General features: G+C 62.3%; 11 protein-coding genes. 8 read left to right on the top strand and 3 right to left on the bottom strand.

Annotation, left to right across the window (positions count from 1 at the left end):
• Positions 1 to 7: 7 nt before the first annotated feature.
• Positions 8 to 601, bottom strand: coding sequence for a peptide-methionine (R)-S-oxide reductase MsrB (gene msrB / locus AC6H4Z_RS24185; RefSeq protein WP_497544540.1), 594 nt, complete (start codon positions 599 to 601; stop codon positions 8 to 10).
• Between the two features lie 164 nt (positions 602 to 765).
• Here msrB and AC6H4Z_RS24180 point away from each other — a divergent pair, with 164 nt between their 5' ends.
• The 3 genes from AC6H4Z_RS24180 to AC6H4Z_RS24170 all read left to right on the top strand — a co-directional run bounded on the left by AC6H4Z_RS24180 (position 766) and on the right by AC6H4Z_RS24170 (position 5,042).
• A complete protein-coding gene (locus AC6H4Z_RS24180; RefSeq protein ID WP_497544539.1) occupies positions 766 to 1,107 on the top strand; it encodes a PadR family transcriptional regulator in 342 nt (113 codons plus the stop codon).
• Complete coding sequence (locus tag AC6H4Z_RS24175) at positions 1,104 to 3,860, top strand: ABC transporter permease (protein WP_497544538.1); 2,757 nt, start codon at positions 1,104 to 1,106, stop codon at positions 3,858 to 3,860. Before AC6H4Z_RS24180 ends, AC6H4Z_RS24175 begins: the two co-directional genes overlap by 4 nt.
• Positions 3,861 to 4,001: 141 nt before the next feature.
• A complete protein-coding gene (locus tag AC6H4Z_RS24170) occupies positions 4,002 to 5,042 on the top strand; it encodes a fatty acid desaturase family protein (protein WP_497544537.1) in 1,041 nt (346 codons plus the stop codon).
• A 66-nt stretch (positions 5,043 to 5,108) separates the two neighbouring features.
• Here the strand turns inward: AC6H4Z_RS24170 and AC6H4Z_RS24165 are convergent, their stop codons facing one another.
• Entirely contained in the window at positions 5,109 to 6,143 is a 1,035-nt protein-coding gene (locus tag AC6H4Z_RS24165) for a YeiH family protein (RefSeq protein ID WP_497544536.1), read from the bottom strand.
• 69 nt (positions 6,144 to 6,212) lie between these two features.
• Here AC6H4Z_RS24165 and AC6H4Z_RS24160 point away from each other — a divergent pair, with 69 nt between their 5' ends.
• The gene (locus tag AC6H4Z_RS24160) at positions 6,213 to 7,169 is read left to right on the top strand and encodes a LysR substrate-binding domain-containing protein (protein WP_497544535.1); all 957 of its coding nucleotides are present in this window, start codon (positions 6,213 to 6,215) and stop codon (positions 7,167 to 7,169) included.
• Positions 7,170 to 7,187: 18 nt separating this feature from the next.
• A complete protein-coding gene (locus AC6H4Z_RS24155) occupies positions 7,188 to 8,543 on the top strand; it encodes an erythromycin esterase family protein (RefSeq protein ID WP_497544534.1) in 1,356 nt (451 codons plus the stop codon).
• A gap of 13 nt (positions 8,544 to 8,556) precedes the next feature.
• Here AC6H4Z_RS24155 and AC6H4Z_RS24150 read toward each other — a convergent pair whose 3' ends face one another.
• On the bottom strand, positions 8,557 to 9,525 hold the full coding sequence (locus AC6H4Z_RS24150) for a glycoside hydrolase domain-containing protein (protein WP_497544533.1): 969 nt from the start codon (positions 9,523 to 9,525) through the stop codon (positions 8,557 to 8,559).
• A 233-nt stretch (positions 9,526 to 9,758) separates the two neighbouring features.
• On the opposite strand from AC6H4Z_RS24150, the gene AC6H4Z_RS24145 reads away from it, so the two are divergent.
• The 3 genes from AC6H4Z_RS24145 to AC6H4Z_RS24135 all read left to right on the top strand — a co-directional run bounded on the left by AC6H4Z_RS24145 (position 9,759) and on the right by AC6H4Z_RS24135 (position 12,202).
• Positions 9,759 to 10,406 (top strand): DUF4142 domain-containing protein, encoded by a 648-nt coding sequence (locus AC6H4Z_RS24145; protein ID WP_497544532.1) that lies wholly within the window; start codon positions 9,759 to 9,761, stop codon positions 10,404 to 10,406.
• An 84-nt stretch (positions 10,407 to 10,490) separates the two neighbouring features.
• Positions 10,491 to 11,252, top strand: coding sequence for a DUF4142 domain-containing protein (locus tag AC6H4Z_RS24140; protein ID WP_497544531.1), 762 nt, complete (start codon positions 10,491 to 10,493; stop codon positions 11,250 to 11,252).
• A gap of 317 nt (positions 11,253 to 11,569) precedes the next feature.
• Positions 11,570 to 12,202 (top strand): TetR/AcrR family transcriptional regulator, encoded by a 633-nt coding sequence (locus tag AC6H4Z_RS24135; protein ID WP_497544530.1) that lies wholly within the window; start codon positions 11,570 to 11,572, stop codon positions 12,200 to 12,202.
• Positions 12,203 to 12,231: the final 29 nt, after the last annotated feature.

Raw genomic sequence — 12,231 nt, 5'->3', positions numbered from 1 at the left:
CGTTTCCTTACTTCTTGGCGAAGAGAGACGCGTATTCTCCGTAGCCCTCGAGCGCCAACCGTTCGACTGGAATGAAGCGCATCGCCGCTGAGTTCATGCAGTAGCGCAACCCAGTCGGACGAGGCCCGTCGTCGAACACGTGGCCGAGGTGCGAGTTCGCGGCCGCCGAGCGAACCTCGGTTCGATCCATTCCGGCGGTGTGGTCGTCTGCAGTTTTGACGTTGGCGGGAACGAGCGGCTTCGTGAAACTCGGCCAACCTGTGCCCGACTCGAACTTGTCGAGCGAGCTAAAGAGCGGCTCGCCGGAAACGACATCGACGTAGATGCCGGGTTTGTGGTTGTCCCAGTACTCGTTGCGAAAGGGTGTCTCGGTGGCGTCGTGCTGGGTCACCTGATACTGAAGAGGCGTGAGCTTCTTCTTGAGTTCGCCGTCGCTCGGCTTCACGAACGTCTTGGCGCGCGCCGGTGCTGCTTGCTCGGCCGATGCGCCTGCAGCCTTCGCTTGCGCGGTGCCGACACGAGGTATCATCGCTACGGCGGCAACGGACAGTGCGATGTGCACGCTCCGCTTCAGTCGCGCCGTGATCTGAATTCCGTGCATCGCTTGCTCCGAGTATAGAGAGTAGTTCGGGGTCTCCCGAACCTTATTCTACTCCACAATACAGCGTCCAGGTTCCCGGTCCAGACCGACCACAGCCGTTCGGCGCCGTCTTGACGCCGCGCGGAAACCTAGGCACGTTCCCCGGAGCTACTCCGGGGAACGACATGACTGATGCTTCGCTCCTATACGGTTCGCTCGACGCGCTGGTCCTCAAGACCCTCAGCTGGGGACCGCGTCACGGCTACGCGATCGCGCGCTGGATCAAGGAATCGTCCCGCGACGCGCTCGCCGTCGAAGATCGCGCCCTCTACCTCGCACTCCATCGTCTCGAGGACCGCGGATGGGTGGAGAGCGAATGGGCTCGTTCTGAGAACAACCGCCGCGCCAAGTTCTATCGGCTGACCGTTGCGGGACGCCGTCAGCTCAAAGCTGAGACCGAGCGGTTGACGGCTCATTCGGAAACGCTCATACGGCTGCTCGCCGCGAGCAAGGAAGCGCCAGCATGATCCCGACATGGACCGGACTCGCGCGCTGGCTTCACATTCCGACACGCCGCGGCGTCGAGCGAGATGTCGACGCCGAAATCGCGTTCCACGTCGAGAGTCGCATCCAGGACCTCGTCGCGCGCGGACATTCGCTCGATGCCGCACGGTCGATTGCCGAACACGAATACGGCGACGTGTCGGAATCGCGGCAAGAGTTGATCGACGCCGCGCGGCGACGACACGATCGAACCAGTCGCTCGGTGAAGTGGGAAGCATTTCGCGACGACGTCAAACATGCAGCGCGTGCACTGCGCCGCACGCCAGGATTAGCCGCGATCATCGTCGCGCTTCTCGCGCTTGGTGTCGGCGCCAACGTCGCGGCGTTTGCCGTGGCCGACGAGCTCTTTCTTCGCGCGCCGGAAGGTATCGTCGAGCCGTCGAATGTCACTCGCCTATATCTGAACACGACGCGCACCGTAGCACGAATTCCTGAAATCAAGCCGTACTTCGAGTTCGCAGCGTACGATGCGCTGGCGGCTGCCGTGCCACGAGACGTAAGGCTGGCGGCGTACACGAAGCCAGATTCCGAGCACGTCACCATCGACGGCGCCGTTCACACGTTGCGCGTTGTGTACGCGACGCAGAACTACTTCGGCGTGCTCGGCGTCAAACCCACGCTCGGTCGCTCGTTCACCGCGACGGAAGGCGCGATGGGCGGCGGCGTCCCCGTAGCCGTAATCAGCAACGCGGTGTGGCAACGCGAATTCAACGGCGACTCCGCCGTGCTTGGAAGAACGATCACCATCGCGCTCGCGCGCTATACAATCATTGGGATCACTCCGACCGGATTCTCCGGTCCCGATCTCGATCGTGCTGATATCTGGCTGCCAATTGCGACGTATCCAGCAACTGACGTCGGCGGACATCATTGGTATCAGCACTGGCGCGCCGGCATGTCCGTCCGCGTGTTGGCGCGAGTGCCGTCGCGAGCCGCAAACGCGACGCTCGCTGCGGGAGCAACGACAGCGTTTCGCAACGGTCAACGCGCGAACCTTTCTAGAAGCACTGCCGATACGACCGGCACCGTGCTGACTGGACCACTCCTCGAGACGCTCGGTCCATCGCTTACTCCCATGGCCGAGCGTGCGATTACAACGCGGCTGCTCGGGGTGACGATCATCGTGTTGATCATCGCCTGTGCGAACATCGCCAATCTGCTGTTCGTTCGTGGACTCCAGCGTCGGCGTGAAATCGCGATCCGCCTGTCGCTCGGCATTCAACATGCTCGCCTCGTTCGACAGCTACTGCTCGAGGGGTGTTTGTTGGCGTTGGTCGCGTCGATCGTCGCGCTCGTCGTTGGCGTCGAGGGCGGACGCCTGCTTCGCGCGATGATCTTGCCCAATACGCACTGGGCGCACGGCACGTTCACCTGGCGACTTGGCGCGGCGTCGATGGCCGCTGCTGCCGTCACCGGGATAGTCGCGGCACTCTTCCCGGCCCTCCATGCGCGGAAAACTGATCTCAACGTCGCGCTGAAGTCTGGCGCTCGCGAAGGTGGGGGACAGCGATCCCGAGTTCGATCGGCGCTCGTCGCTGCACAGACGGCACTGTCAGTGATACTCGTGGCGGGCGCTGGTCTCTTCGTTTTGAGTCTTCGGTCGGCTCTCTCAGTCGACTTGGGCTACGATGCCGAACGAATCACCTATGGCACCGTATACTTCCGCGATCCGAATGGCCGCTACGTCGACTACTTCAGTTCCGCGCGTGAGGACGAAGTGGATGTGGGACTCGTCGCGACGGCGGCCCGTGTGGCGTCGATGCCGGATGTTGATGCCGTTGCAACGGCCGTCTCGCCGCCGCTTGGCGGATACTCGATGACGTCGCTCTTCCTCGCCGACGGCACACCAGTGCCCCAGATCGGCTTTCGCGATCCAGCCCTCATCTCGGCCGATACCAACTACCTGCTCGCTTCGGGAATGTCCGTCATACGCGGACGCTTCTTCAATGCGAATGACAACATCGGTTCCACACCAGTCGTCGTCGTCAGCGAGACGGCGGCTCGCACGTATTGGCCGGGCCAGAACGCAATCGGACAGTGCCTCATGCTGTCTCGTAAGCGCGGCTGCGCAACCGTGATCGGCGTCACACGCGACACTCATCTCCGCAAGATCGTCGAGCCCCCCGTTGCTGAAGTGTTTGTCCCGATGGCGCAGATGACTGGATACGATCATCATCCGCGCTATCTCATCGTCCGCGCGAAGTCAGGCCGCGTGAATCGCGTCGCAGAGGTGCTGCGAAGCGAGCTCGCGCGCGCCTTCCCCACGGCTGAACCACCGTGGGTCACGACGGCCACGAACATGCTCGAAGCGGAGGTGCGGCCGTGGCGGTTGGGCGCATCGCTCTTTTCATTGTTCGGCGCCCTCGCTCTCGTCGTCGCGACGCTTGGCGTCTACAGCATGCTCGCGTTTTCGGTGAGCCAGCGTGTTCACGAGATGGGTGTCCGTTTCGCGCTCGGCGCGCGCCAACGTCAAATCGTGCAGCTCGTAGTCGGCGACGGCGTGCGTGCAATTGGACTGGGGATCGTTCTTGGCTTGATCCTCGGACTGTCGTTCAGTCGACTGATTGCCTCGATGCTCTTTGCCACCGCGGCGCACAATCCGTGGGTATTCGCGGCGGCGAGCGTCGCGCTATTGGTGAGTGGAGCATTGGGAAGCGCTGTTCCGGCGTGGCGTGCCACACGTGTTCACCCGGCGATTGCGCTGCGAGCGGAGTAACGGGAGGCCTCCCGCGGTTTGGATTTTCCGACGCGCGGTGGTCGCAATTTTAGTGGTGTGTCAGGCGCCGTCCGTTTGTTCGATCGTTCGAGCGCCATCGAAAAGCTCGCGTCGTCGATGCCCCTGTCGTACATTCGCACAGTGAATCCCCCTTCCAACGGCGTCCTGTCCGCACCGGCGCCAGCCACGCAGTACACTCGCCCGAGCGATTGGCGCCAGATCGTCGAGCCCTACATCGGGCCGAGCTTCTGGCCAGCGACCGCGCAGGTCATTACGACGCTCGGGCTTCTGTCGATCACGTTCTGGGTGATGGCGATCGCCCTCGACTACTCCGTCTTCGCGATGCTTTTGCTCACGCCGTTCGCGGCTGGGCTGCTCGTTAAGACATTCATTCTCATGCACGACTGCGCGCACGGCTCGTTGTTCGCGTCGCGCCGCGTGAGCGAGACGATTGGCTTCGTCACCGGCGTGATCACCATGACGCCGTTCGGTCAATGGCGTCGAGATCACGCGCTGCATCACGCGTCGTCTGGCGATCTCGATCGACGCGGGCATGGCGACGTCCCAACGTGGACAGTACGTGAATACCACGCGAAGACCCCGAAACAACAATTCTGGTATCGCGTCATTCGCCACCCGGCATCACTGCTCTTCGTCGGACCGCTTCACCTGTTGCTCGGCCAGCGCATTCGCGGCCGTAGCAAGGCGACGCGCGACAAGCAGGTGAACAGCGTTTGGGCCACCAACGCCGCAATCGTTGCTGGGCTCGGCGTCGCCACGTGGCTTTTCGGGTGGAAGAACGTATTGCTCGTCTACGGCCTCTCGTACTACTTCGCCGGAATGGCGGGCGTGTGGCTCTTCTACGTGCAGCATCAGTTTGAAGATGCGTACTGGGAGGAGCACGAAGACTGGGATTACCTGACGGCATCACTCAAGGGAAGCTCGCATCTTCGGCTGCCCGCCATCTTCCGCTGGTTCACGGGAAACATCGGCGTGCACCACGTGCATCACCTGGCGCCGCGCATTCCGAACTATCGGCTACAGCGCTGCCATGACGAGAATCCGATCTTTCACGAAGCTCCGGTCGTGACGCCGCGGTCGGGTATGGCCGCGCTCCGCCTCGCGCTGTGGGACGAAGATCGTCGCCGTCTCATTCGCTTCGATGAAGTGACAACGAGCTGATTTTCGCTCTACAGCCTTCGATACGAGCGTCGACCAATTGGTCGACGCTTTTTTTCGCCGGTACTGTCAGCGAATACCAATCACTCTGATCAACAGCAGCGCGAGTACGATCAACGTGATGAGCGATCCGGCAACTGCCATCACGACGCGCCCACCGACCTGGCTCACCGACCGCACGTCCACCGACAGGCCGAGCGCTGACATCGCTGCAATCGTCAACCAGCCGGCGAGCAACTTCGCGTCATTTCCAAGCGCGTCGGGAATGACGCCAGTCGATCGTAGCGCGGCCAGCACGATGAAGCCAAGTACGAACCACGGCACCAACCGGCGAAGCGAGATCGTCGCCGCGCCGCGATTTGCGCGGAGGGCAAAGAAGGTCACGACCGGTCCGAGCATCAGCACGCGTGCAAGCTTCACCACGGTCGCGACCTGTCCGCTGAGCGCGCTCACTGCAAACGCTGCCGCCAACACTTGCGGCACTGCGTACACGGTGAGTCCGGCGAGCACGCCGTACTGATAGTTGGATAATCCGAAAATCGGGATGAGCAGTGGGAGCGCCAAAACGACGATGACGCCGAGCACGGCTGTCAGTGCGATCGACGCGGCGACGTCTTCGCGATCGGCGCCGATCACGGGAGCAACAGCGGCAATGGCAGAGTTGCCACAGATCGCGTTCCCGCATGCCACGAGAATCGCCAGCTTGGGCGACAGCCCCACGACGCGTCCCATGCCGTAGCCGAACGCGAGCGCAAGGCAGACGAGAACGACGATTCCCGCCGCCAGCGCAGGTCCGGACGCAAACAGCCTCGGCACGTCCATCGTTGCGCCGAGCAGGAAGACGGCGAATTCCAAGACCTCTTTCGCTACGAATCGGACGCCCGGCTCGGCGCGCGGGACCGTGCCGAGCGCGGTTCGAGCCACCATGCCGATCAGAATGGCGAGGACGAGGGGCTCCATGATCGCCCGACCGAAGACGCGCTCTTGAATCGCGCCTCCGGCCATTGCGATTGATGAAACGACCAGCGCGGCGGCGATTCCTGGTAGTCGAGGAACGCGGCCGACGGGGACATTTGTGCTGAACGTTTGGGCGCTGATGGTCACTCAGCATTCTAGGTCACCGGAACATTATGAATCCAGTACGTTATTCTCATGAATCAATGAGGAAGTGTTATGGCTCTGAACCTCCATCACCTTCGTCTGTTCGCTGCGGTTGTCGATCACGGCGGATTCACCAAAGCCGCGAAGGCACTTCGTCTCAGCCAGCCAGCTATCTCCAAATCTCTCAACGAGTTGGAGAGGCAGCTACAGGTCGACCTGCTGGACCGAACCGGAAAGTCGATCGTGCTCACCGAGGCGGGCACCAGCCTCTACGCTCGGGCCAGCGAGCTGTTCGGCGTCGAGCGAGTGGCCGAGCGAGAGCTTCGTGAACTGCGCGGTCTCAAGCGTGGGATTCTGCGGGTGGGCGCGAGCACCACGATCGCCACCTATCTGCTTCCCGCGTATCTCGGGCGTTTCCACCTGCGCCATCCCGGCGTGCGCATCCAAACCACAGCAGCGAACACCCGCTCCGTGCTGCGTGCACTGCTCGAGTTCCGCGTCGACGTTGCGCTGGTCGAAGGACCGGTGTCGCACCCGCGGGTCGACGTGATTCCCTGGCTCGAAGACGAGCTGGTGGTCATCGCGCACCCGCAGCACCCACTCGTTGGCCAGCGAGTCGATGTGACTGACCTAGCCAAGGAGCAGTTTCTCGTTCGTGAGCCGGGTTCCGGCACCCGAGAGGTGAGCGAGCAAGCGCTCGCGCTGCATGGAGTTCGGTTGCGCAACACCATGCGTGTTGGAGGAACCGAAGCGATCAAACAGGCAGTCGCGGCCGGGTTGGGCCTCGGCATCGTCTCGCAGGCGGCCGCCGTGGACCAGCTCGCGCTGAAGAAGATTTCTATCCTGCGTGTCGACGGGCTCGTGATCCGGCGTACCCTTACTCAACTCGAGCTTCGCGACCGAACTCTCACCGGCGCGGCGCGCGAGTTGAAAGGACTACTCGCCGAATCGCCCGACGCCGACAGCCTGAACGATGCATCGGGCGACTCGGGAACAACCACACCACGGGGCTGGGTATCATTCCCCTGACCCGATCACACGTCCATCATGCACTCCCGTACTTCCGCGTTCGCTGTCGCTGGTGCTTTCGCTGCCGCGATCGTCGTGGCGTGTCACTCGTCGCCGCCACCGCCGCCGCCGGCACCACCTCCGGCCCTGTCCGACTCAGCCGCATCTGCGCTCAAGTGGGTCGAGCCGAACGCCGTCGCCTTTCAGGCCGATGATTCGATTGCGTCGCCCGGCGAGCGATCGTTTCTCTCCGGTTTGGCTGAAGCCACACGCATTATCGGATTTAGCGAACTATCGGAAGGGACGCACCAGTTCCCGTACATCGTCCGCCGCTCGGTGTTCTCGCTGGCCGGGTCCTCTCATGTGAGAGGCCTCGCTATTCAGGCGCCGATGGCCGAAGCGATGGAGTTGGATCGCTACGTCCGCACTGGCGTTGGCGATCCGCTTAAGTGGCTCAGGACGCTCGGCTCGTGGCGATGGGAGACGCGCGAAGTGCGTGCCCTCGTCGAAGCCCTCCGCGAGTACAATCGCGGCAAACCGGCAGACGAGCAGATCGGCTTTTACGGATTTGAAATCCCATCAGCGGAGCATGCCGTTGCCGTTGTAACCTCGCTGCGCGACTCGATCGTCGGCACGTCGCTCAAAGCGTGGCTCGTTCGACAATACTCATGTGTTGCGATCAACGAGGGCGCGCATTGGGGGTTGGAGGGCCGGAGCGCCGACAGCGCGTACTGGAACACGTGCGGGCCCGCGGTGAAGATCGCGCTCGACAGTGTGATCGCGCTCAATCGGCGAGTGAGCGGAAGGTCCGGCGCAGCCAATGTCGCCTTCGCTGAGCAAATGGCGCGAGTCGTCGAGCACCACGTTCGTATCGGCCTACGACATCTCTCACGACATGACGGCAACGCCGAGCACGTGCTCTTTCTCTCCGACTTGATCGGCGCGAATGCCAAGCTTGTGCTGTGGGGTGGCGACTTCGAGATGGGTCGTCTCACGGACAACAAAATCACGCAGACAGGCGTTCCACTGGGCGATAAACTCGGGACCGCGTATCGTCCGATCGCCTTTGCGTTCGGAGACGGGACAATTCGTGCGCGCTCGGCCCAGCCGGGACGCGGCGGCGGAGAACCTGGACTCTCCGACATGCGCGTCGCTCGACCGTTGTCGGATACTTATGAAGAAGTACTCGCCCGCGTCCCGCAGTCGGGCGTTTGGTTGGACATGCGCGGGCTCCCCAAAGACATGGGCGGGACCTGGCTTCGTGGTCCGCGGCCGATGCGTGTGATCTCCGGTCTGTATTCCGCCTCGGCCGCCGAAGTATTTCAGACTCCGATGGAGTTCCCGAAATACTTCGACGCGATCGTGTTCGTGAGCCACACGACCCCGGCGCGGTAATCGGCCGTTCGACTTACTCGGCGTCGCTCGGTGATGCTGCCGACGCGACGCTGATGTCGACGGGGAGCTTCACACCGTTGTGCGTGCGTACGACGTCGAGCACGCCTTGCCATACTGATGCGAACGCATGGCCGACGTCAGTTGGAAGTCGGTCGACGGAGAAGCCGTGCGTACCAGCAATCCAGAACGGCGGATCGGTCGTGATCCCTGCTTTCTGATACACGCTACTCACGTCGTCGTAGATCGTGGCGGCGTTGCTCGTATGCGCGTAGATGCCTGGGCGATACCGACCGTCGGCCAACATGGTCTGCGCCCACGTCGTGTAGTAGTCACGCATTGCCTGCGGCACAGCGTCCATGTGCTCCACGTCGAGAAACACGACAGAACCCTTGTCGAAGCCTTCCCGAGTTGCCGCAGCGATCGCGTCGCGCGCGTCGATGCGACCTTGCGCTGCACCGACGTACGACGCAAAGCAACCGTCGCCGGTATTCGCTACCGGTGCCGTCGACTTACGCGTCATCTGATAGGTTTTCTTGCCTTTCGACTTCTTTGATTTCGCCGATACCGCCTTCACTGGTGTGCCGACGGCTTTACCCCACGTCTGCTGTCCAACGTAGATCACGGCGAGTCCCCAGCCGCTTTTCGTGAGTCGCGCACGCGTTCCAGACCACGATGTGTCCTTGTGACAGGGCGCCTCGAGGTAATAGCCGACCCACTCGTATTCGCCCGAGCGCTTCCAGGCGTCCATTGCTTTGTCGCCGGGATAGGCGTTCGTGTCGAAGCCGAGGTGACTTTCCTGCGGAGCGGGCGCCGCGTTACTCGTAACACTGCTCACGAGATTTGCGACCGCGGAGGACGGCGCGCCGGCGAGGTCGGCTGTGGCCACGCTGAGTGGCTCGCGCGCCATAGGCGGTGCGGCGATCGCGGCAGATACCGCCGCGGCCGCCATGACCAGCGCGTTCCGAGCAGAACGACGAATCATGACTCCTCCTTCATACCATCTATGCCAACACGTCAGGCGCGTGATGCATCAGAATTTTCTGACGAACCACGCGTCGTGCGATTTCCCAGATTGTGCGGGATTTCCTACATATGCGACGCCTTGGATCGACGGCCGTTAGCCGACCCAACAGCAAGCGCGTGCGTATAGAACTTGCCAAGGTCGCGCTTGGCCAAAACGGTCGAGTTTGGAGCTTCAACCTGTGCGGAGGACGTATGTTGACTCGCGCTACCCGTGGGATCTCGCTGCTCGGCGTGTGCGCGCTGAGTGCGGCATGTTCGAAAGGCGGTACGAAGGTCGATTCGGCTGCAGTGGCAGACAGCATGGCAAAGGCTGCTGCGGCTGCTGCCGTGCCCGCTGCTCCGGCGGCCGTCGTTCTAACTGACGCCAACATTTTCGCGCTCCTCGATGAAGCGAACGCGGCTGATAGCGCTGGTGGCAGCCTGGCGTCGACGAAAGGCACTGCGGCGTCCGTCAAGGATTTCGGCCGAACGATGATGAAGGATCATCATGCGCTGCGAAAAGGCGCACAGGATCTGGCGAAGAAGCTGAACATCACGGCCGCTGCACCTGCGGGCGACACGCTTCCGGCCACCGCGCAAAAGATGGCTGACAACATGAACGCGCAGCCAAAGGGTGCGTCGTGGGACAAGGCATACATCGACAATGAAGTGGCAGTACACCAGGCCGTACTCGCGCTTCTCACCGCAGCCCAGGCCGCGGCGCAGGATACCTCGCTCAAGGCCGCGATCGTCAAGGCGCAGCCGATGATTCAGGGACACCTGACCAAGGCGCAGGACATCCAAACGAAGTTGGGAGCTACCGCAGCCGCAGGTGGAGACACCGCGAAAAAGGCTCCGTAACGAACGCGACAGAGTTCGGCGCGCTCCTTGTATAGAATGCCCGGGTGTGAGCCCGGGCATTTTCATTTCGAGGGGGCGGGGCTGGTGACTGGGGTAGCAGTGGTATCGGGCCTTTCGAAAATCATCATTGCGATGAGTGCGGTAGCGCTGCTGACCGCCACTGCATGCCGCCACACCGCAAAGCCGCAAGCGCAGGACACGTCCGTTGCCGCACACGACCGCATCGGCCGCGATACCGCCGGTGGCCCGACCAATGACACGGTGGAGGTTGCCGGAGAGGTCGTTGACGATTCGGCCGACCGGGCGCCCGTCGAGAAGTGGTTGTCCGATCCGAATGTGCTATCGCTTCTCTCGCTCATGAACGGGCGACAGATCGCGGCTGCGGATGTGGAGCTCGGAGAATGGCACATCGATACCGTGCGCGTCTTCGCGACGCAGATGGCGCACGACCATGCCGTGCTTCAGCGTTCCATCGATTCGCTGGCCGAGCGTCTCAACATGATGCCGGTGAGGCCGGCGGTTGCGGTTCCGATTGGCGCCGCGTTCCAGGCACAGGTCGACTCGATGGTTGCGAATCGCTCGGGGCCGCGCGGTTCGCTCGATCGTGCGTTCGTCCGGCAGCAGATCGCCGGTCATGCGCTCATGGGGCAGTACATCCAGCAGCTTGCCGGCGTTGCTGAGCGGCCTGAGTTGCGGGGGCTGCTGTCGTTGGCGGCGACCACCGTGAACGCTGACCTGGCGCGCGCGCGCGGAATGCAGACGCGCTTGGCGGTCTCCGATTCACTGGCGATGGTGGATTCCGCGGCAAAACACTCGGCGCGTCGGAAGGGAGATTCGACGCCGTAGAGATTCCGGCCTGCAGCTTTCGTATTACGTCATCTGTCGCGATACTGACTCGAATACGGCGCTAGTCTGCTATTAAATACTCCAGCAGTCTGGCCGTACTGGCTGAGCCAAGCAATCCGGTCTTCCTCGCCGGTACGGCGGCCGGGACGTTCTCGTCGCCGCCAGAAAATGGAAAATGGTGCGGATTAGCGTTCGTTTCGACTGTCGATACCGAATGTCGAAACCGGGAGCGCCTATTCGTCGTACTAAGGGAAACACGTGAGTAAGTAAGTAACCACTTGCAAGCGTGGGCGCCTCTGTTTAGCCTTCCCGTCCTTATGGATATCCGCGACCGCATTCTCGACGCCGCCAAGAAAGTCTACGCCCAACACGGCTTCCGGGGCGCAACGACGCGCCTGATCGCCATCGAGGCTGGCGTCAACGAAGTCACTCTATTCCGCATTTTCGGCTCTAAAGCCGCGCTCTTCGAAGTCCTCATGCAGGGGCACGTCTCTCAGTCGCCAATCCCGGCGCTCCCAGACAATCCAATCGATCCAGAGCTCGAGATGACCGATTGGTGCGCCTCCGTGTTGGGCCACATGCGCGAAAACAGCGCGCTCATTCGAACGTCGTTCGGCGAGATCGAAGACCGCCCCGAAGCGGCGATCTCCATGTGCGAAGGGCCGAACTGCGCCGGCATGATCCTCACCGACTACGTGCTTCGCCTGCAGTCGCTCGGCATCGCGGCTCACGACTGCGACATCGCGACCGCTATTTCGATGCTCATGAGCGCCATGTTCGGCGACGCGATCTCGCGTGACGTGATGCCGAACGCTTTTCCGCAGCCACTAGAGGAAGCTCCGAACAAATACGTCCGGGTCTTCCTGCGTGCGCTCGGCGTCGATCGTGCACAACACCGCGCGCTCGTCGTTCCTGTCATTCCAGTACATCGCTCCGCCACTGGGGACTGATTTCACCAGCTCGTTATGACTTCTACTTA

Source organism: Leucogemmata humicola, assembly GCF_055379415.1.
This window is presented reverse-complemented; position numbering and strand designations above follow the sequence as displayed.

Excerpts from the sequence above, each read along its gene's own strand:
- msrB (WP_497544540.1), bottom strand. The coding sequence starts at position 601 with ATGCACGGAATTCAGATCACGGCGCGACTGAAGCGGAGCGTGCACATC.
- AC6H4Z_RS24180 (WP_497544539.1), top strand. The coding sequence starts at position 766 with ATGACTGATGCTTCGCTCCTATACGGTTCGCTCGACGCGCTGGTCCTC.
- AC6H4Z_RS24175 (WP_497544538.1), top strand. The coding sequence starts at position 1,104 with ATGATCCCGACATGGACCGGACTCGCGCGCTGGCTTCACATTCCGACA.
- AC6H4Z_RS24160 (WP_497544535.1), top strand. The coding sequence starts at position 6,213 with ATGGCTCTGAACCTCCATCACCTTCGTCTGTTCGCTGCGGTTGTCGAT.
- AC6H4Z_RS24155 (WP_497544534.1), top strand. The coding sequence starts at position 7,188 with ATGCACTCCCGTACTTCCGCGTTCGCTGTCGCTGGTGCTTTCGCTGCC.
- AC6H4Z_RS24150 (WP_497544533.1), bottom strand. The coding sequence starts at position 9,525 with ATGATTCGTCGTTCTGCTCGGAACGCGCTGGTCATGGCGGCCGCGGCG.
- AC6H4Z_RS24145 (WP_497544532.1), top strand. The coding sequence starts at position 9,759 with ATGTTGACTCGCGCTACCCGTGGGATCTCGCTGCTCGGCGTGTGCGCG.
- AC6H4Z_RS24135 (WP_497544530.1), top strand. The coding sequence starts at position 11,570 with ATGGATATCCGCGACCGCATTCTCGACGCCGCCAAGAAAGTCTACGCC.